This is a genomic window from Leeuwenhoekiella aequorea, from assembly GCF_004104375.1.
Taxonomy (GTDB): Bacteria; Bacteroidota; Bacteroidia; order Flavobacteriales; family Flavobacteriaceae; genus Leeuwenhoekiella; species Leeuwenhoekiella aequorea.
The window spans coordinates 275,653-296,468 of record NZ_QOVM01000005.1; the positions used below are offsets into that span (position 1 = coordinate 275,653).

Annotated in this window: 20 protein-coding genes; 13 read left to right on the forward strand and 7 right to left on the reverse strand. The window is 34.8% G+C overall.

Features of this window, described 5'->3' with window-relative positions:
• Positions 1 to 85 precede the first annotated feature (85 nt).
• The 6 genes from alaS to DSM00_RS12375 all read left to right on the forward strand — a co-directional run bounded on the left by alaS (position 86) and on the right by DSM00_RS12375 (position 7,483).
• Positions 86 to 2,698 carry an alanine--tRNA ligase gene (alaS, locus tag DSM00_RS12350; protein WP_128758275.1) on the forward strand — a complete coding sequence of 871 codons (2,613 nt, stop codon included), beginning with the start codon at positions 86 to 88 and terminating at the stop codon, positions 2,696 to 2,698.
• Positions 2,699 to 2,704: 6 nt separating this feature from the next.
• Positions 2,705 to 3,652 carry a GSCFA domain-containing protein gene (locus DSM00_RS12355; RefSeq protein WP_128758276.1) on the forward strand — a complete coding sequence of 316 codons (948 nt, stop codon included), beginning with the start codon at positions 2,705 to 2,707 and terminating at the stop codon, positions 3,650 to 3,652.
• A gap of 103 nt (positions 3,653 to 3,755) precedes the next feature.
• Positions 3,756 to 4,481, forward strand: coding sequence for an NUDIX hydrolase (locus DSM00_RS12360; protein WP_241652410.1), 726 nt, complete (start codon positions 3,756 to 3,758; stop codon positions 4,479 to 4,481).
• A gap of 192 nt (positions 4,482 to 4,673) precedes the next feature.
• Positions 4,674 to 5,288, forward strand: a complete 615-nt coding sequence (locus DSM00_RS12365) for a DUF4230 domain-containing protein (RefSeq protein ID WP_128758277.1) — start codon at positions 4,674 to 4,676, stop codon at positions 5,286 to 5,288.
• A 22-nt stretch (positions 5,289 to 5,310) separates the two neighbouring features.
• A complete protein-coding gene (locus tag DSM00_RS12370; protein WP_128758278.1) occupies positions 5,311 to 7,101 on the forward strand; it encodes a sensor histidine kinase in 1,791 nt (596 codons plus the stop codon).
• Positions 7,088 to 7,483: a response regulator gene (locus DSM00_RS12375; RefSeq protein ID WP_128758279.1), complete on the forward strand. Its 396-nt coding sequence runs from the start codon at positions 7,088 to 7,090 to the stop codon at positions 7,481 to 7,483. The genes DSM00_RS12370 and DSM00_RS12375 overlap by 14 nt, the downstream gene beginning before the upstream one ends.
• On the opposite strand, the gene DSM00_RS12380 is transcribed toward DSM00_RS12375, so the two are convergent.
• Entirely contained in the window at positions 7,475 to 9,244 is a 1,770-nt protein-coding gene (locus DSM00_RS12380; RefSeq protein ID WP_128758280.1) for an aromatic amino acid hydroxylase, read from the reverse strand. The genes DSM00_RS12375 and DSM00_RS12380 overlap by 9 nt on opposite strands.
• A 118-nt stretch (positions 9,245 to 9,362) precedes the next feature.
• On the opposite strand from DSM00_RS12380, the gene DSM00_RS12385 reads away from it, so the two are divergent.
• Positions 9,363 to 10,115, forward strand: a complete 753-nt coding sequence (locus DSM00_RS12385) for an enoyl-CoA hydratase/isomerase family protein (protein WP_128758281.1) — start codon at positions 9,363 to 9,365, stop codon at positions 10,113 to 10,115.
• 34 nt (positions 10,116 to 10,149) lie between these two features.
• On the opposite strand, the gene DSM00_RS12390 is transcribed toward DSM00_RS12385, so the two are convergent.
• Complete coding sequence (locus DSM00_RS12390) at positions 10,150 to 10,692, reverse strand: DUF4136 domain-containing protein (RefSeq protein WP_128758282.1); 543 nt, start codon at positions 10,690 to 10,692, stop codon at positions 10,150 to 10,152.
• A gap of 67 nt (positions 10,693 to 10,759) precedes the next feature.
• Positions 10,760 to 10,921, reverse strand: a complete 162-nt coding sequence (locus DSM00_RS15575) for a DUF5522 domain-containing protein (protein WP_164916334.1) — start codon at positions 10,919 to 10,921, stop codon at positions 10,760 to 10,762.
• Between the two features lie 88 nt (positions 10,922 to 11,009).
• On the opposite strand from DSM00_RS15575, the gene DSM00_RS12395 reads away from it, so the two are divergent.
• Complete coding sequence (locus DSM00_RS12395; protein WP_128758283.1) at positions 11,010 to 11,339, forward strand: hypothetical protein; 330 nt, start codon at positions 11,010 to 11,012, stop codon at positions 11,337 to 11,339.
• On the opposite strand, the gene DSM00_RS12400 is transcribed toward DSM00_RS12395, so the two are convergent.
• The gene (locus DSM00_RS12400; RefSeq protein WP_128758284.1) at positions 11,336 to 13,123 is read right to left on the reverse strand and encodes a hypothetical protein; all 1,788 of its coding nucleotides are present in this window, start codon (positions 13,121 to 13,123) and stop codon (positions 11,336 to 11,338) included. The two genes, DSM00_RS12395 and DSM00_RS12400, sit on opposite strands and share 4 nt — an antisense overlap.
• A gap of 221 nt (positions 13,124 to 13,344) precedes the next feature.
• Here DSM00_RS12400 and DSM00_RS12410 point away from each other — a divergent pair, with 221 nt between their 5' ends.
• Genes DSM00_RS12410 through hemL form a run of 3 tightly spaced genes read left to right on the forward strand, consistent with a single transcriptional unit; the run spans position 13,345 to position 16,431 of the window.
• A complete protein-coding gene (locus tag DSM00_RS12410) occupies positions 13,345 to 14,292 on the forward strand; it encodes a 1-aminocyclopropane-1-carboxylate deaminase/D-cysteine desulfhydrase (protein WP_128758285.1) in 948 nt (315 codons plus the stop codon).
• 4 nt (positions 14,293 to 14,296) lie between these two features.
• Positions 14,297 to 15,136, forward strand: coding sequence for a glucosaminidase domain-containing protein (locus DSM00_RS12415; RefSeq protein WP_128758286.1), 840 nt, complete (start codon positions 14,297 to 14,299; stop codon positions 15,134 to 15,136).
• Positions 15,137 to 15,138: 2 nt separating this feature from the next.
• Positions 15,139 to 16,431, forward strand: a complete 1,293-nt coding sequence (hemL, locus tag DSM00_RS12420) for a glutamate-1-semialdehyde 2,1-aminomutase (RefSeq protein ID WP_128758305.1) — start codon at positions 15,139 to 15,141, stop codon at positions 16,429 to 16,431.
• Positions 16,432 to 16,493: 62 nt separating this feature from the next.
• Here hemL and DSM00_RS12425 read toward each other — a convergent pair whose 3' ends face one another.
• Complete coding sequence (locus tag DSM00_RS12425; protein ID WP_128758287.1) at positions 16,494 to 16,982, reverse strand: DUF4890 domain-containing protein; 489 nt, start codon at positions 16,980 to 16,982, stop codon at positions 16,494 to 16,496.
• Between the two features lie 185 nt (positions 16,983 to 17,167).
• The gene (lysS, locus tag DSM00_RS12430) at positions 17,168 to 18,859 is read right to left on the reverse strand and encodes a lysine--tRNA ligase (RefSeq protein ID WP_128758288.1); all 1,692 of its coding nucleotides are present in this window, start codon (positions 18,857 to 18,859) and stop codon (positions 17,168 to 17,170) included.
• 206 nt (positions 18,860 to 19,065) lie between these two features.
• Between lysS and DSM00_RS12435 the strand changes: the two genes are divergently transcribed.
• Together DSM00_RS12435 and lipB are read left to right on the forward strand one after the other, a co-directional pair.
• On the forward strand, positions 19,066 to 19,218 hold the full coding sequence (locus DSM00_RS12435) for a YqaE/Pmp3 family membrane protein (protein WP_128758289.1): 153 nt from the start codon (positions 19,066 to 19,068) through the stop codon (positions 19,216 to 19,218).
• A gap of 33 nt (positions 19,219 to 19,251) precedes the next feature.
• Complete coding sequence (gene lipB / locus DSM00_RS12440; RefSeq protein ID WP_128758290.1) at positions 19,252 to 19,962, forward strand: lipoyl(octanoyl) transferase LipB; 711 nt, start codon at positions 19,252 to 19,254, stop codon at positions 19,960 to 19,962.
• Here the strand turns inward: lipB and DSM00_RS12445 are convergent.
• Positions 19,959 to 20,654, reverse strand: coding sequence for a TapB family protein (locus tag DSM00_RS12445; protein WP_128758291.1), 696 nt, complete (start codon positions 20,652 to 20,654; stop codon positions 19,959 to 19,961). The genes lipB and DSM00_RS12445 overlap by 4 nt on opposite strands.
• Between the last annotated feature and the right edge of the window lie 162 nt (positions 20,655 to 20,816).

Sequence of the window (20,816 nt, forward strand, 5' to 3'; positions counted from 1 at the left end):
TCCGCTTATTAAAAGGGGAAACGAACAAATATAAAAAATAGTTTGGCGTTAATTTAAATTTGCCAAACGCTATTAAAATCTGCACATGAAATCCCAAGAAATCCGCGATAAATTTCTAGAATTTTTTAAGTCCAAAAATCATTCCATAGTTGCCTCTGCACCAATGGTCATAAAAAATGATCCTACGTTGATGTTTACCAATGCAGGAATGAACCAATTTAAGGAATTTTTTCTTGGTAATAGCATTCCTAAGAATACCCGTGTTACTGACACTCAAAAATGTTTACGTGTAAGTGGTAAACATAATGATCTGGAAGAAGTAGGAAAAGATACCTACCACCACACTATGTTTGAGATGCTAGGCAATTGGAGTTTTGGAGACTATTTTAAAGAAGAAGCTATTAACTGGGCTTGGGAACTATTAACCGAAGTTTATAAAATAGATAAAGACAAGCTATATGTTACCATTTTTGAAGGTGATACTAGTGAAAATCTTGAGCGCGATACCGAAGCATACAACTTATGGAGTAAGCATCTACCTAAAGAGCGTATTTTAAACGGAAATAAAAAAGACAATTTCTGGGAAATGGGTGATCAGGGCCCTTGTGGACCCTGCTCAGAAATTCACATTGATTTACGTAGCGAGGAAGAAAAGGCTAAAGTTTCTGGAGCTTCTCTGGTAAATGCAGATCATCCTCAGGTAGTTGAAGTATGGAATCTGGTATTTATACAATACAACCGAAAAGCTAACGGAAGTTTAGAAAATTTGCCTGCAAGACATATTGACACAGGTATGGGCTTTGAACGCCTATGTATGGCACTTCAGGATAAAAAGTCTAATTACGATACAGATGTTTTTACCCCGTTAATACGAGAAATAGAAACTATTACAAATTCTAAATACGCTGTTAAAGAAGAAACGGATATAGCAATACGCGTAATTGCAGATCACGTTAGAGCAGTTGCATTTTCTATTGCAGATGGTCAATTACCTAGTAATACCGGAGCTGGTTATGTGATTAGACGTATTCTACGTAGAGCTATACGTTATGGTTTTACGTTCTTAGATACTAAAGAACCATTTATATATAAGCTTGTAGCTGTTTTAACTGAAGAAATGGGGAAAGCATTTTCTGAATTAAAGAAACAGGAGAATCTTATCTACAATGTGATTAAAGAAGAAGAGCAAAGTTTCTTACGTACCTTAGATCAAGGTTTAATTCTTTTAGATTCCATTATTGCAGATACTACCGGTAAAGAAGTATCAGGAACAAAAGCTTTTGAACTTTATGATACTTACGGTTTTCCGATAGATTTGACAGCTCTTATTTTAAGTGAAAAAGGATTCACTCTGGATGAAAAAGAATTTCAGGCAGAATTACAAAAACAAAAAGACCGTTCTCGTGCTGCCGGTAAAATTGAAGCTGGAGACTGGACCGTGTTACAGGATGATGCAGAAGAAGAGTTTGTAGGATATGATACTTTAAAAACTCCGGTTAAAATCACGCGGTATCGCAAAATAAATACAGCAAAGGAGGGAGATCAATATCAGTTAGTATTTAACCTGACTCCTTTTTATCCTGAAGGAGGAGGACAAGTAGGAGATAAAGGTTACTTAGAATCAGCTAATGGTGATGTGGTTTATATAACCGACACTAAGAAAGAAAATAATCTAATAATTCATATTACAAAAAATCTGCCTGAAGATATAGCCGATACTTTTACAGCAATTGTAGATCAAAAGCAACGCAACAGATCTGCAGCTAATCATACCGCAACACATTTATTGCATCAAGCATTGCGCTCTATTTTAGGTACGCACGTTGAGCAAAAGGGATCTATGGTTCATAGTGGTTATTTGCGATTTGATTTTTCTCATTTTGCAAAAGTAACTGCAGACGAACTCAAGCAAATAGAACTTTTTGTAAATGCGCGTATTCAAGAACAATTAGTTTTGGAAGAGCAGCGTGCAATTCCTTATGATCAGGCGATTGCCGAAGGTGCTATAGCGCTCTTTGGAGAAAAATATGGAGATGCAGTGCGTGCTATACGTTTTGGTAAATCAATGGAGTTATGTGGAGGTACGCACGTTGCAAACACTGGAGATATCTGGTATTTTAAAATTAAGTCTGAAGGAGCGGTTGCAGCAGGTATTCGACGTATTGAAGCAATTACCGGAGATGCGGTGATGGGGTATTTTGAAGATCAAGATGAAGAGTTAGAGGCGGTAAGAGACTTACTTAATAATTCTAAAGAGCCTGCTAAAGCTATAGGTAGCTTACAAGAAGAGAACAATGAACTTAAAAGGCAACTTGATGTTCTATTAGCTGAAAAAGCTAAGGGTTTAAAGAACGAACTCAAAACTGAAGTTAAGGAAGTAAACGGTATAAATTTTCTGGCGCGAGAAGTAGATCTTGACGCAAACGGAATCAAGGATGTTTCATTTCAATTAGGTGGTGAAATTGAAAATTTATTTATCCTGTTAGCTTCTCGTCAGGGTGGTAAGGCTTTATTAAGTTGTTATATAGATAAAAATTTAGTAAAAGAGAAGAACTTAAACGCCGGTACAATTGTACGTGAACTTGGGAAATTTATTCAAGGTGGTGGAGGCGGGCAGCCATTTTTTGCTACCGCAGGAGGTAAAAATCCCGAAGGAATAGCAGCGGCTTTAGAAGCTGTAAAAGATTATTTAAATTAAATACTATTGAAATTACAGACAATTATACCTTTAAAGCAGTTTGAGAATCAGATACATATTGATTCTCAGCTTCTTTTAGTGGGTAGCTGTTTTGTTGAAAATATAGGGAGAAAATTAATTGATTTTAAATTTAAGTCGGTTGTAAACCCCTTTGGGATTTTATTTCACCCAGAAGTTATAGCGCGTACATTTGAGTATGCTGCTAATAATAAAAAATTTACTGCTTCAGATGTCTTAAAGGTAGATGAGGCTTATGTTTCATTCGATGCTCATTCTCAATTAAATGATACTCATCAAAATGGAATTTTAGAAAATTTAAATTCTGCTCTAGAAACATTGATTTCAAGTTGTGTGGCATCGTCACATATCATTATCACACTGGGAACAGCCTGGGGTTATGACTATAAGCTAGAACATAAGATTGTTGCTAATTGCCATAAAATACCACAACGTGAATTTGACAAAAAGTTAGCTTCACCAGCGCAGATAGATAACGCTCTTATCCGAATTATAAATTCGATTTATAAGTTAAATACCGATGTACATATAATTTTTACAGTCTCTCCGGTACGCCATATAAAGGATGGTTTTATTGAAAATCAACGTAGCAAAGCCCACCTTATCACGGCAATTCATAATATACTTGATTCCCATACAAACGTGGGTTATTTTCCATCTTTTGAATTAATGATGGATGAATTAAGAGACTATAGATTTTATGATAGAGATCTTATTCACCCTAATGATCTGGCTGTAGATTATATTTGGGAACGGTTTTCTTCTAGTTATTTTTCTTCTGAAACTCAGGCAGTATTAAAACGTATAGATGAGATACAACGAGGATTATCACATAGAGCTTTTAATCCTGAATCTAAAAATCATCAAGATTTCCTGAAGAACTTACAGAATAAGATTCATAATTTACAAGACAGCTTTCCACATATACAATTTTAAAATATTTTGAATTAAGTGTAATAATATTATGCTGCTTTAAAAGTCTAATTACTTGGGTATTTGATTAAATTTAGAGATCCGTTTTAAATACATAAAATTAAGTATGACATTAAGTTCTGCCAAAAAAATGAATCTTCAGCATAAGGATTTTTATTCAAAAAACGACAAGATTTATGTCGCTACAGACTGCATAATTTTTGGTTTTGATGATGGTGATCTTAAGCTACTTATTTTTAAACGTAAACAGGAACCAGACGCAGGCATCTGGTCGTTAATAGGTAGTTTCGTTAAGCTTGATGAAGATGTTAATAATGCTGCTAGACGTGTATTAGAAGAAATTACAGGGCTGAGTGAGCTTTATTTAGAACAATCAAAAACGTACGGCAATGCAGATCGTGATCCGGGTTATCGTTGTTTATCCGTTGCGCATTATGCACTTATACGCATAGGTGATTATGATAAAAAACTAGTAGAAGAGCATGGTGCTTACTGGTATACGTTAAAAGATCTACCTACATTAGCATTAGATCATAATAAAATGGTCTCAGATGCTTTAGCTATTTTGAGACGCAAAGCGCGTTATGAACCTATAGGTTTTGAGCTTTTGCCAGAAAAATTTACAATACCTCAAATGCAAAAACTGTATGAGGCAATTTACCAGCGAGAATTAGATCCCCGTAATTTTAGAAAAAAGCTTCTTTCTCACAAGGTGCTAATTAAGCTTGAGGAAAAGGATAAATCAGGATCTAAGCGCGGTGCTTTTTTATATCGGTTTGATTCAGAAAAATATGAAGAACTCAGAGAAAGTGGTTACAACTTTGAGATTTAAAAAATAGACGTGATCGTGAATTCCTAAAATGTAGTGATAGCATATTTTGAAGTTCTTATAAGTAGATTCGGTTTAGACTAAAGAAACACCAAAATCTCTAGTTTAAAGTTTCACAAAACCTAGGTGTAAGTTTTTTTTTAATTTAATTGTAGCTATTTTTAATCAAAATTTACTTCACAAGTAGCACAATTTATGCGCAAAATTCTCATTGTTATTATACTTATCGTTTTAGGTATTTTTACATATCTCTACTTTAAAGATAAAAGTGATCAACGGATCGAACTAGCGCAAGCTACTGAATTGATTGAAAAAGAGATTAAGAATGTAGGTAAGTTAGTAGTGACCGAAGGTTCATTTGCTCAGGTATTTACGTATAAGGACTCTAAGAAAATGTATCTTGATCTTTTGACGGCAAATAAAAAGGCAATGGTTGTAGTGAACGCAAAAGTTACTATTGCATATGATTTAAGAGCTCTGGAAACAGATGTAGATGTTTCTAACAAAACGATTACAATAACCCATATTCCAAAAGCTGAGATTAATATCAATCCAGATATTGAATATTATGACGTAAGTCAGGATTACTTAAATCAATTTGATGCATCAGATTATAACACGATTAAAAAGCGAGTAACGGCTAGTGTGAAAAAGAAAGTTGAGGCCTCAGACCTCAGGAAAAATGCAGAAAACCGACTTATAGCTGAACTTTCTAATATATATGTGGCGGTAAATACTCTCGGATGGACTTTGAAATACGATACCACAGAAATTAATGATTCTCAGGAATTGAGGAATATTTTAAAATAATTTTCCTTTAAAGATTAGACTAATGAAAAACATTTCTTCCACAGTTCAAGCTATTAATGTATTACCAGGATCTATGGCTGTATATGATAGAAAGCTCAATTTGTTAGCTTCATCTAAAGAATGGCAGAGTGGTGTGCAATTTGAATTAGCACAAGTAAATAGTTCAAAATCTGATTTGTTAGACAGGTTTGACGCCAGCCTCAAAGAGGCATTTAATTTTGATACTTCCTATTTTGTAGAAGATCTTCCGGCTAAGAAAATTCGGTATAAGTATAAATTTAGCAAGTTTGAAAATGAGGTAGAGCCGTTGGTTTTAGCACAACGTATTTTATATACTAAACCAGAGGAATATCGTAAAGAAGAACTTTTAAAGCAAACTAATAATGTTGCATTTATAGGTTTTTGGGAATTAAACTTAAGCACAAAATCTATTTACTGGTCTGAGGTTACTCGTAAAATTCACGAGATACCAGATGATTTTGAGGTAGAATTAGAAACTGGGATAAATTTCTATAAAGAAGGAGCAGATCGTGAGTTAGTTACTCAAGTAATTGATAGAGCCATAGAATATGGGGAGCCGTGGGATGAAGACTTTACTTTAATCACTTATTCTGGTCGAGAAATATATGTAAATGCAAAATGCCAGGCAGAATTTGAAAATGGAAAGTGCGTTAGATTACTAGGTACTTTTCAAGATATAACAGATCGCGTTTTAAAAAATGAGCAATTACGTATTAGCGAAGAGCAATTTAGACTTGCATTTGAAAATACTCCTATAGCATTTTTAATCATAGATATTGAAAATTTTAAAATTTTAGAAGTTAATGCTGCTGCAGAACAAGTTTTTGGATACAGTAGAAATAAGTTTATAAAAAAGAAGATTACAGATTTATATGAGCCAGAAGAGTTTCAGAAAAATTATTTGCTCATCAAAAACTTACTGCACCAAAATTCAAGAAAATTTGAAAATGAACAAAAGTTTGTAGGCAAAGATGGAAATACAATTCTAGCCAAAACTTTTTTCTCATTAAACTGTGATTCTAAAGGGATTCCAAAAAAAATTATTGCACAGATTCAAGATATTACAGAACTTAAGAAGAAAAATGATGAGATAAATCGTTTTGTAGAGGTTACAACAAATCAAAACACACGGCTTATAAATTTTGCACATATTGTTTCTCATAACCTAAGATCACACTCAAGCAATATTGGAATGTTAATCGATTTCCTTAAAAACGAGAAACAGGAAGAGGAACGTGAGATGCAATTTGAAATGCTTGTGCAGGCGTCATCTATGCTTACTGAAACTATAACGCATTTAAATGATGTAGTTTCTGTAGATATAAACTTTCAGGAAAAAGAAGAAGTTAATCTATATAAGTTTATTGAGAATGGAATACGCTCGGTACGTGGTTTAATGGTTGAGGTGAATTTTCAAATCGTTAATAGAGTTGCAGAGGACTTTAGAGTGTATGCAGTTCCGGCTTATATGGAAAGTATTATTCTTAATCTTATAACTAATGCTATTAAGTATAGAGATCCCAAGCGTAGATCTTGGTTGCAACTATCTGCAGAGCGTATAAATGGTTATGTTATCATTACCGCTACTGATAATGGCTTAGGAATAAATCTTGAACGTTATGGGGATCGTATTTTTGGGCTTTATAAAACGTTTCATCAACATTCAGATGCTAGAGGATTAGGACTGTATATGACTAAATCTCAGATCGAAGTTATGGGAGGTGCTATCACTGTTCAAAGTAAAGTAGGAGAAGGGACCACATTTATAATTAAATTACATGAAGAAAATTAAACTTGCCTGTATTGTAGATGACGATCCCATCTTTGTTTTCGGAATCAAAAAAATGATGAAACTCACAGAATTTTGTGAGAATTTTCTAGTATTTGCTAATGGTCAAGAAGCTCTAAATTCTTTGACAGCAATTATAAATAAAGGAGGAGATATCCCGCAGCTTATTCTTCTTGACTTAAATATGCCTGTAATGGATGGATGGGAGTTTCTAGAAGAATTTACGAAGACAAATCCGCCTAAAGAAATTACAATCTATATCCTTACCTCATCAATAGACCCAAGGGATCTTAAGAGAGCTAAGCAGTTTAATAGAGTTTCTAACTATGTAATTAAGCCTATTACCATAGAAAATTTAGAGTCTATTAAAAACTCTTTAACCTAACTGAAACTGATTAACTAGCTGCATACCATCATCTATTAAATGTTTTATTGCAGGTCTTTTTGTAGATATAGTAGTAAGATATTCAGCGATATCGCGCTCTAATTTTTTCATGTCATCCATTACGGCAATTTCATAAAGCTCAATGGAAAGTAACCAGTCGGTAGGATGGTGTTTTCTCAAAATATCGAATATAGCTTCCGGCGAAAATTTTGTGTCTTTTCCTTCTCTGTAATTGCGCACAGCCAGATATAGATCTTCTAATTCTTTACGTGCATCAGATTTTTTTGGTTTTAGAGTCGTACTGCTTACTTTATGATTTACCAGATTAAATGAGTTGGAGTCTGCAGGGCCCGAAAATGCAGAAACAATACGTTTACCCACTCCCAAGTGATAAATACCCCATTCTGGCTTGAAAAGTATGGTTTCGTTATGAGAAACTGTACAGTCTTTAAAACTGATAAGGATAATTTTACCTTTAAGATTACGCGTTCCTGTAATTATCTCACCACTAACAATAATGTCTCCTTCAAATTTTAAAGTTATTTTTTCTCCTTCAAAAATTTTGTAGGCTTGTAAATCTTTAGGACTCATGTCTTCTATGGCAAGGTTTATACCATCTAGTTTTCCTAAAGCAGATCCATAACCATGAAGGTGATTTGAAACTCCGTGACCTATCAATTCCTTTTCATGATAAGCTAAAGCACTTTCTCCTTTAGTTTGAATGTAAGCGACCTTATTTTTATGAGATATCATACTTTCAAACACGCCTGAAATTTGCAGTCCGGTACTAAGCTCAATAGTCCCTAAATTTTTACTTGCTATGAGTTTTTCGATACCTTCAGGACCACCTACACGAAGTGCCATTGTATTTGCAAATTCTTCTAATACTTCACTTAAATAGGCAAAGTTAGGAGTAACGTAAAGTTGTGGTTGCGGCTGTGTAATATCAAATTCTTGATATGCCGCTTCGGGGCTATATGCTATTTTCTTTACAGCATCAGTCATACACCAAGCGCTTTCTCCTATAGAAGATAACAAGCCTGCACCATAAATCTTAGGATCTTCTATAGTGCCTATTAAACCATACTCAACTGTCCACCAATGTAAATTACGTATCAGAGCCATTTCACTAGGAACGCCCATATTTTTTTGTAAATAGTCAACTTCTTTTTCTGTTGCTTCAATTTCTGCAGCAGTTGTGTCTTCCGCTTCTTTCAAGATTGAAAGTTTACGCACCGCTTCATATAGCTGATAGTCTTTTGCAGATGAGATTGCCTTGCAGCCTATTTCCCCAAAGCGTCTTAAATACTCTGCATATTCAGGATTTGCGATTATAGGGGCATGGCCGGCACCCTCGTGAATAATATCTGGTGCAGGTGTATATTCTATATGTTCTAATTGTCTTATATCTGAAGCGATGACCAAAACTTTATAAGCCTGAAACTCCATAAATGCAGCGGGAGGGATAAATCCATCAACAGCAACAGCAGCCCATCCTATTTCTTTTAGAATTCGGTTCATACCGTACATATTAGGTATGTAATCTATAGAAATGCCAGTTTTATTTAAACCATCTACATAAGATTTGTGTGCGACGGTGGCTAGATAATCAAAGTTTTTGCGCATAACATAGCGCCATACAGCTTGATTTATGGGAGTATATTCCTCATAGTTCTGAGGCTTTATGAATTGCTTTAAATGAGCAGGAAGACGCTCTATAAGTGGATTAGTTTCTATATTTTTATCTAATGCTGAATTCATAAAATCAAATTTGCAAAGGTTGTCACCAAATTAACAATGTCAAATTTCTGACATTCTTAGTTTAGAAGTTTAAATTTGAGGAATATTTAATAATTATCATCATTTAGTAAAAATATTTATGCAAAGTTCTTTTGTTAGACTTGAAATTGAGAATGCTATAGGTACAATAACCTTTTTCACACCCGATCATAATGCACTTCCCAGTGTGATTTTAAATGAGCTGGAAGAAAAAATTACTGATGCAAAAAATAATGATCAAGTAAAGGTACTTATTTTAAGAAGTGGAGGAGATCGCACATTTTGCGCGGGAGCAAGCTTTAAAGAGCTTATCGCAATTACTACTAAAGAGGAAGGGAAATCATTTTTTATGGGATTTGCACGAGTAATTCTAGCCATGCGCGCTTGCTTAAAACCTATAATTGTTAGAGTTCAAGGAAAGGCTGTAGGCGGGGGTGTAGGTATTGCTGCAGCTGCAGATTATTGCATTGCAACAAAATTTGCAGCGATAAAATTAAGTGAGCTATCAATAGGTATCGGACCTTTTGTAATTGAACCGGCAGTCACGCGGAAATTGGGTGTTTCTGCAAGTTCAGAAATTACTTTGAATGCTACTAAATTTTACGATCCTCAATGGGCAAAAGAAAAAGGTCTTTATTCTGAAGTATATGATAGCCTTGAGGAGATGGATCTGGCAATCGATTCACTAGCAGAAAATTTAGCCTCTTATAACCCTGTTGCATTGAAAGAAACTAAACACGTATTTTGGAGAGACACACATTATTGGCCAGCATTATTACCAGAACGCGCAGAAATTAGCGGGAGCCTCGTGCTATCTGAATTTACTAAAGAAAAACTAAAAGCATACGCATAAAAAAAGCCCTCAACTGAGGGCTTTTTTTATCTTCTTAATTAGAAGCCATTTGTTTAGGAGGATACTCTTGCATTATTTCTCCCACAATTTCATTTATTCTCTCTTGTTTCTTATCAACGCTTTTGGCTAGATAGCCAGTTCCTTGACCCTGCCATACAAGTTCTTTTTTTGAAGCATCTATGAGGTCTATGTATAGAGTTCCTTCAGTAGAGCGAGAAACAGTGTTTCCAAATCCGGCACCGTAAGGTCCCCAAGGTCCCCAGGCACCCCATCCCCAACCAAAGTTGTTGTAAACGTCCACTCGCTGCTGAGCGGTAGTAAAAATACTAACTAACATAGTAGGATTATCAGATTTTACAAATCCCTTTGCTAACATATTATCCTCGATAGCTCGTAAAATTCTTTTTTTATCAAGATCAGAAATTTCAGCTTTATCGATTCCCGGTTTAAAAAATGCAAATGACTTGTACTCATTAAAATTTGCATCTTGATCATAATCTGATGATACACGCACAGAGCTACACGCTGAGAATATGGTAACTACAGCGATTAGCATTAAGAGTTTAAAATTTTTCATACGGCTATTTATTTATGTTATATAATAGTGTTCTTATGTAGAAATCATCAAGAATTATACCATACAACTATTCTTTTGTTTTATCGTAACCATAAGGGCAATGTCTGCATCCACTCTTGCAGCAGTACCCTCTCTTAAGGTGATATTGCTCTGTAAAACATCTATAACCCTCTGGGGTTAGGTAATAATCACCTTCTTCAACTGGAATTGGTTTTTTAAATTGAGTCACACTTAAAGGTATAAAAGATCATTTAGATTTGTTTAAATAAAGACTTAAATCTAATTTCGAATTCTAAGATTACAATTATACATTTTAAATGGCTATTATAATTTACGCACCCAGATTGTTTAAGAAGTTTATAGGTTGCGCTTTCTGGCCATTTATTCTCGTTAAAAGTGCAAGTCTAAAAAAAGATATTGTATTTATAAATCATGAACGCATCCATTTAAGACAGCAAATGGAATTGCTTATAATTCCATTTTACATCTGGTACGGTACTGAATTCTTAATTCATTTTTTACGTTTTAAATTTCGATATGACGCTTATCGCGCAATCAGCTTCGAAAAGGAAGCATACGCCAATGAGCAAGATTTTGAATATTTAAAGCACCGAAAATTCTGGAATTTTGTGAAGTACTTGAATTAACGATGAACGATAACCTGAAAATTATCACCATTACCTCCTCCAAATGTCATAGTATAACCAAACTCTCCACCAAAACCAAGTCCATATACTCTAATTGTATGTGTCCCAGCTGGTAATCTAGTATAACCAGAAGCCGAAATAAAATATAAACCAGAAGCATATATCGACTGCCCATCTCCATTTGGGTCAGAATTATCCGGATTATTTGTATAAGTGCCGCCGTCTAATCCTATGCGCGGACCGTTATCAATAGTAAACCACCCTCTGTACATTCGAGGAGAGCCATCCACGATTGCTGATCTATTATAACTTGAGACACTAGTTCCAAATTGATAAATAACTTCTACCAATGATTCTTGGCTCAAAGTTATTTCATGAGAAAATAATTCAATAGAATTTGCACTTCCATTAGATGATCTCACTTCTGTATCATTTATAAAATCACTGATATTAACATCCATATAAGTTTGTACTAATGATGGTTGTAAAACCATTGTGCCATTATCATCAACATATACCGGCATTGGGTCATTTTGTATGTTATTTGCATTATTTGTACGATTCAACCCATCAACGCGTATTGTAGAATTAGTTCCTGCGATATGTAATTTTTCTTTTGGGGCTGTATTACTAATTCCCAAATTACCTGTTGGATTAATATTTATATCATCTTGATTAGCACCTACGCCATCATTTTGAACGCCTATTTCTAATAGACTGTTTTCAGAAGTGGTTCCATTCCCACTCCCATCATCTGAATACTTAATATACCCGTAATCGCTCACGGCATTTACAGAACTTTTGAATAATATAGAAGATTGACCTCCTGCATCACCGTGTTCTAAAACAATTGTTCCTGCATTTCCAGCTAGTGTTCTCCCGGTATTTTCAAAAATGTGCAGACTACCTTGCGGAGTAGCTGTTTTAATACCAATGCGATCTGTACTACCTTGTATAAATAAGGTATTCTCATCTGCATCCGTTTCTACTCTAAAGTTTAAATTATAGCCCTTCTCATTAAAAATAGTAGTCTCATTAGCTGCTATTCGATGGTTATAGGAGTTATTCTCATACAAGTCGAGAATTCCATCATCTGCCTTAGAATAAAGACTCGAGGTAACATCATTTAAATTTGCATCACTTTCATAAATATCGATGCTTTTACTAAATGAGGTGGTTTGATCATTATTAAATACGGCTGTTAAACCCAAAGTAGTAATATCTGGATTATTGCCACCAGTAGCCACAGCTAGTCCTGTATTTGTTCCGGATTCCATGTAAACCGAGGCATCATATGAACTTCCAGAATTTCTAAACGCTAATCCAGAAGCATTAGCATTAGCTGTTCGTCTCAATGTAAAAGCATCTTGAGCTCCGTCTGTAGTAAATTCTAATTTTTTATCTTCTTGTGTAACTACGCGATCTTCAGTAAGCGTACCATCTGTCGTATAGATATTTTCGCCGGCAACAGCAGATGAATTTATAGCAACCCAGATGGCTCCATCCCAGTAATAAAAACCTTCATTTACGGCATTTGCACCAGTAGTTATAGCTTCATTGAAAACTAATAAACCTTTTGTAGCAGCAGGCTTAATGGTTGCAATATCATCAGTTCCGGTTAAATTTACACGTGGGATTAGAATACCTTTATCAGAAGCATCTATATCTAGCATAGATCCATTTGCAGGATTAGTAGTTCCAATTCCTACTTGAGCGCAAAGCGATTGAGGTGTCACAATAAAAAGCATTAGTATAAATGCGCATGGGAGTAATTTTTTATTCATTTAGGGAATGTTTAAGTGGAGAAGGGGTTGAACGTATTATGTTATTAAGAGTGTAAAATTAAGTATTTAATCGATTTAAATGTGCTTTTGATCTGATATTTAACAATATAGACGTGAATCCCCCTATAATTTTAGTCAAGTCTTTAACACTTAACTCTTCTTTAACATCTATTGATGTAGATTTTGTATCCTAGACTTAACTTTGCACCAATAAACATGCTATGCCAAATACAGAGATTCTTTTTAAATCAACAACCAACTGTAGTATTGATACTATAATTGAACCCTTAATGGAGTATCAAGGTGTAGAATTAGCAATTTTACGCGAAGATCTAATCAACGCCGAAATCTCTGGCAATAAGTTTAGAAAATTAAAATATAATTTGTTAGAAGCTGAAAAACAGCAAAAAGATACACTACTTACTTACGGAGGTGCATTTTCAAACCATATAGCTGCGACCGCGAAGGCAGGTGCGCAATGTGGATTTAAAACAATTGGTGTTATACGTGGTGAAGAGTTAGGTGGAGATTTGAATAAAACACTTAAACAGAATAAAACATTAGGGTTTGCTTATAACTGTGGTATGCATTTCAAATTTGTAACCAGAACTGCTTACCGAGATAAAGACTCTTCATACTTTAAGGAGGAATTAAAAGCAGATTATGGTGAATTTTATGATATTCCTGAAGGAGGAACAAATGATTTAGCTGTAAAAGGCTGTGAAGAAATCCTGAATGCCACTACAGCGAGGTTTGATTATATCGCTAGCGCCATAGGAACCGGTGGAACAATCGCTGGTATAATTAATGGAAGTTTACCTCATCAAAAAGTTATAGGCTTCCCAGCTCTTAAAGGCGATTTCTTAGATAATGAAATTAAAAAATATACCCAGAAGCAAAATTGGGAATTGATTAAAGATTATAATTTTGGAGGCTATGCAAAGTTTAATTTAGAATTAATATCTTTTATAAATAACTTTAAAGTTAATCACAAGATTCAGCTAGATCCTATATATACAGGTAAAATGATGTATGGCTTAATTGATCTGATTTCTAATTCTTATTTTTCTAAAAATACCCGTATTTTAGCGATCCATACTGGAGGTTTACAGGGAATTGCTGGTATTAACAACCGACTCCAAAAGGCCGGAAAACCTACTATTAAATAATACTATGATTAGAAAAATAACTGCAATCCTCATTATGAGTATTTTGCTAATAGGATGCGGCGGAAGCAAAAGAGCAGCAGCTAAAAAGAAATTAGCAACTCGGCCTGCAAAAACCTATGAAAACACTAATAAAACTGATACAAGAGATACTCCTGCAGAGACTTCAGTTGAAACTAAAAAAGCATATGAGTACTCCTCTTTTTCTAGTGTTGAAGAGTATATAAATCATTTTGCACCTATTGCAAAAGAAGAAATGCGTCTTTATAAAATCCCAGCAAGTATAACAATGGCTCAGGCAGTGCTGGAATCTGGTGCTGGTAACGGGAATTTAACAAAGAAAGCAAATAATCATTTCGGAATTAAATGTCATAATTGGACGGGTGAAGTAGTTTATCACGATGATGATGAGGCCGGAGAATGTTTCAGAAAATATAGAGATCCTAAATTTTCATTTAGAGATCACTCGTTATTTCTTACCGGAAGATCGCGTTATGCAGATTTATTTGATCTGGAGCCAGATGACTATAAAGGTTGGGCAAAGGGATTACGCAAAGCAGGTTATGCTACAGATCCTAAATACCCTCAAAAACTTATAGCAATAATTGAGCGTTACGCTATGTATAATTATGATGCTGAAATATTAGGCACAAAAGTTAGAGATTTTAAGCCTGAGCCTTCAGATAAAGTCGTTCTACATCGAGTTGTTAAAGGGGAAACACTTTATAGTATTTCGCGTTTATATAACTTAACGGTAGAAGAACTGAAAAAGAATAATGGATTAAGAGATAATACGATAAATGTAGGGCAGCAACTCAATGTAACCCCACAGTATAACGGATTTTAATGATGAATTATAAAAGAAGCAGCGCTTTATTTGTCGAAGCGCAAAAGGTAATACCCGGAGGAGTAAATTCGCCCGTACGTGCATTTAAAGCAGTGGGCGGTGATCCTATTTTTGTTAAAGAAGCTAAAGGAGCTTATCTTTATGATGAAGACGGAAATAGATTAATAGATTATATCAATTCTTGGGGACCTATGATTCTAGGTCACGCTTATCAACCTGTTGTAGATGCTGTAGTAGCTAAAGCACAAAAGGGAACTTCATTTGGTATGCCCACAGAAATTGAAACCAAAATTGCTGAGTTAGCGGTAAAAATGGTTCCTGGTATTGACAAAATTAGATTTGTAAATAGTGGTACCGAGGCTTGTATGAGCGCTGTACGTTTAGCACGAGGGTTTACAGGTCGTGATAAGATTATAAAATTTGCCGGATGCTATCACGGTCATTCAGATTCTTTTTTAATTCAAGCGGGTAGTGGAGCTGTTACTTTTGGATCTCCTAATAGTCCGGGAGTTACTCAAGGTACCGCAAAAGATACGTTGCTTGCTGAGTATAACAATCTTGAACATGTTAAGGAGATTTTTGAAAATAACAAAAATGAAATTGCGACCTTAATTATAGAACCGGTAGCTGGTAATATGGGTTGTATTCCTCCTGTACCAGGTTTTCTGGAAGGCTTACGTGAGTTATGTACTGAACACGGAGCTTTATTAATCTTTGATGAAGTAATGACCGGTTTTAGATTAGCTGCCGGTGGTGCGCAGGAATTAACAGGCGTGCGAGCAGATATAGTAACTTTCGGGAAAGTTATAGGCGGTGGTTTGCCGGTAGGAGCCTTTGCCGCACGTGAGGAAATTATGAATTATTTAGCCCCTGTAGGTCCGGTTTATCAAGCAGGTACTTTAAGTGGTAACCCATTAGCAATGGCAGCAGGTCTTGCAATGCTGGAAGCTCTAGATGCCGATAAAGAAATATTTACAAGACTATCAGAAAAAACTGAATACTTGCACAGGGGTATTAAAGAAGCTCTTGATGCACATCACATTACACATACTATAAACCGACTCGGATCTATGATTTCGGTACATTTTGCGGCAGAACCTGTAGTAGATTTTAAATCTGCATCAAATGGAGCAAATGATACCTTTAAAAAATTCTTTCATGGATTATTAGATGAAGGCATTTATATAGCGCCAAGTGCTTATGAAACCTGGTTTATAACTGATGCTTTGACTTATCAAGATCTTGATGATACGATTACAGCTGTTGCCAAGGTGGCACCGCAATTAATCGATTAGAAATTTTTAAAAAAAAACCTGAGACTTTAGTCTCAGGTTTTTTTTAGATCTAGTTTTTGCGATTATCTGCGATCACCTTCAGAACCTTTTCTGTCTTTAGATTTGTTACCGCGTCTTCCATCGCGATTTGCCATACGATCGTGTCTTTTAGCTTTCATCTTGCGATACTGGTCAAACTGCTCTTCATTTAGAATGTTTTTCATTTTCTCTTGTTGAGCTATTTGTTTGTCTAGCATAGCGCTATAGTTTGCTTTACGCTCTTCTCTCATCGTGTCACGTTGAGCTTCAGTGGGTTTTTCACCACTTTTTTTGCTTTCTCGAGAAGCTCTCATTGCCTTGCGCTCTTTTGCGTTGGCTAATTCTATATTGTAAACTTCTTTCTGTTGTTTTTCATCAAGAACTAATGCCAGAGTCATTCTTTTAGTTTGAATATCTGCTATTTCTTCTGGAGTAGCATTCATCATTTTTTTACCTCTTTCTTGACGATCACCATTTTGTGCCAAAGCCGTTACTGAAACGAATAAAGCTACTATTGCAATTAATTTTTTCATATCTATATATTTTTTAATGTTATATATCTAAGACACGAATAGATTAAAAAGGTTTAAAGGACGGTGTGAAAAATAAATATTTCAAAGATCAGATTTGAGGAAAGGCTTCTATAAATTCTGGTAAGTAAATAAACAAAAAAAGCCTTTCAGTAGTTTCTGAAAGGCTTTTTTTAAAGGTTTTTTTATTATTCAATAAGAGATACGACAAGAGTTTCTCCTTCTTTTTCAACTTTGGCAACTTTTAATTTAGTAAGGCCTTTAATACCTTTATCCCATTTTTTATTACTTAAATTACTAGCAGTTTTAAGCGCTTCTAATGGGATATTTTTTTCTTTTTTCAGAATCGTAAAAATTGCTTTTTCTTCTTCTGAAAGTTCAACAGGTTTGCGTTCTGGTTTCATCTGCGGAAAGAATAATACTTCTTGAATAGATGAATTATTAGTCATTAGCATTACTAACCTGTCTATACCAATACCTATTCCTGCTGTAGGAGGCATCCCATATTCAAGAGCTCTTAAGAAGTCCTGATCAATAAACATAGCCTCATCGTCTCCTTTCTCACTTAAAGCAAGTTGATCTTCAAAACGAGCACGCTGCTCGATAGGATCATTAAGCTCAGAATAGCAATTTGCAACCTCCTTACCATTTATCATTAATTCAAAGCGTTCTGTAAGATCTGGATTGTCACGATGCTGTTTGGTCAACGGACTCATCTCTTTAGGATAGTCTGTAATAAACGTAGGTTGAATATATAAATGCTCACATTTTTCTCCAAAAATCTCATCAATGAGTTTTCCTACGCCCATGGTGTCATCTACTTCAAGACCTAATTTGCGGGCTATATCGCGTAATTCAACTTCATTTTTTCCATTTAAATCATATCCTGTATGTTCTTTAATGGCTTCAAGAATAGCAACTCGTGGGTAGGGAGCTTTAAATTCAATATCATTTTTACCTACGGTGAGCTTACTCTTGCCTGTTGCACTTACAGCAACTTTCTCAAGTAATTCTTCAGTCATATTCATCATCCAGTTGTAATCTTTGTAAGCTACGTAAAGTTCCATAACTGTAAACTCCGGATTGTGCGTGCGGTCCATACCCTCATTTCTAAAATCTTTAGAAAATTCGTACACACCATCAAAACCACCTACAATAAGACGCTTAAGATATAACTCATTTGCAATACGTAGGTACAGAGGTATATCAAGTGCATTATGGTGAGTCATAAAAGGACGGGCAGAAGCTCCTCCAGGAATCGGTTGAAGTATAGGAGTTTCTACTTCAAGATATTCTTTAGCATTAAAAAATTCACGTATGGTGTTTGTGATTTTTGTACGTGCAATAAATGTTTCTTTTACTTTACGATTGACGATTAAGTCTACGTAACGTCTGCGATAGCGTTGTTCTGGATCTGTAAAAGCATCATGAGTTTTACCTTCTGCATCAGTTCGAGGCTGAGGAAGAGGTCTAAGAGATTTACTTAGAATTTTAAACTCTTTTACCATTATAGTTTTTTCACCTACTTGAGTTGTAAATGTTTCACCAGTGAGACCTATAATATCTCCTATGTCGAGTAATTTTTTATAAATATCGTTATATAAAGTTTTGTCTTCTCCAGTACAAATTTCATCTCGATTAAAATAAACTTGTATACGTCCAGAAGCATCCTGAAGTTCTGCAAATGAGGCTTTACCTTGAATACGACGTGTCATTAAACGACCGGCTAGTGTAACCGTTTTTCCGTTTTCAAAATTGGCTTTTAAATCCTGTGAATTATGAGTTGTGATAAACTCATCTGCGGGATAGGGATCTATGTTTAATTTACGTAGTTCCGCAAGTTTCTCGCGTCTAATAATCTCCTGTTCTGAAAGTTGCATAAGCTGTCTTTAATCCACCTAGTGGAATTTAATTGGATGAGGATTTACCTCAAAATACACGTGTCGTTTAAATAATTACAAATCTTAATTATAAAGACTTATTTATTAAGGCGCAAATATAACAACTCGCTTGCGACAAATCAATAACTGTAACAAAAGCTTCTTAGTTGTGTCAAATAGTTCATCAATCATCAAAAATCAAAATAATGAGTTTTTTACGAGCACTTGTGGCTATTTTTTTGCCTCCATTAGCTGTTTTAGATAAAGGTTGCGGTTCTGTACTAATTGTAGGATTGCTAACAATTTGTGGATGGATTCCTGGAATAATTGCAGCTTTAATTATTGTAAACAGAAAATAATTTAAGCCTTGTTTGTAATTGTATCTTTGCACTATGAATAAAGAAATAATACTGGAAGACTTAGGTAGTCGGGATTATAAAGAGATTTGGGATTATCAAGAGAAGCTATTCAAAAAGATTTTAGATCTTAAAATAAGGAATAGACGGGAAGAGCTTGAGTTAAGAACACCTAACTATTTGTTATTTGTGGAGCATCCTCATGTGTATACATTGGGTAAGAGTGGGGATGTGAGTAATTTGTTGATTTCAGAAGATCAATTAAAGGCTAAGAAGGCTACTTTCTACAAAATTAATAGAGGGGGAGATATCACCTACCATGGTCCTGGTCAGATTGTAGGTTATCCTATTCTGGACTTAGAAAATTTTTTTACTGATATTCATAAGTACCTGCGCCTGTTAGAAGAAACAATTATATTAACGCTGCAAGATTATAATATTAAATCTGAAAGATCTCCGGGAGAAACAGGGGTCTGGCTTGATGTTGGAACCCCCTTTGCGCGAAAAATATGTGCAATGGGAGTACGAGCAAGTAGATGGGTTACAATGCACGGATTTGCATTTAATGTAAACGCAAATTTGGGATATTTTGATAATATTGTGCCTTGTGGAATTAAAGAGAAAGCCGTAACCTCATTAAATGTAGAGCTAGGTCAGGCAAAAGTTGATGAAAATGAAGTTAAACAAAAAATTCTAACGCATTTTTCAAATCTTTTTATGGCTGAAATTATTAAATCTGATGTTTAAAGATCTAACTGGCTGAGAATGTTTACACCAGATACGTGTCCTTTTAAATTATAATCTATTTGTTTTACAATGCCTATACCCTCAGAATAGTACTGTTTTACATAACCTGCATTTAAATTTTCTGGCTTTAAACTTGTTTTGGACTCTATTATAATGCAATCAAACATACCTGCTGGAGTTTTAATGGTTTCTTTGCCAGTAACGCACCTATCTGATAAAGTGTAATGTAATTTTTGAGTAATGGGAGTTGCAATAACTTTAATAGTAAATTGAAGATCGCTAAGAGTATCGCCAACTTTAATTTTGACAGGCATTTTAAGTAGTACCTGTGAGATATCTAGCTCTAGGTTGCTATATTCATCATATAAAAACGCTGGTATAATATTGCGATGATGAAAAACAAGGGAATTTTGTTTACAAGCTATTTCATATTCCGCATTTCCAATAGGCCCTTCTAGGTTTTTTGAATCTGTATTGAAGGATGATAGAATCACCTTTTTTTCATCTTCAGTTTCTATAATATTTTCCACATCGTAATGCGTAATAGCAACCAGATTATCTGTGGCTCCATAGGCACGCATTTCAAATTGCGTATTGGTATCAAACAGAAATAAATCTGAACACAATTCTTGTGAATTGCAATAACTACTGAAAAAGAAGATGCAACTAAAAAGATGGTAAATTGTCTTCATATATCGTAGTTTATATATTAACTATTCAATTAGACAATTCAGTATAAATTGATATGAAGTCTAACTAAATGGCTGCATTATAAGCGAGTTAGGCATTAGTAAAATTTTGATTATTAAAATTATAAAAATTAGTGTGGGCTTTTGCAGGGGTAAATACCCTTT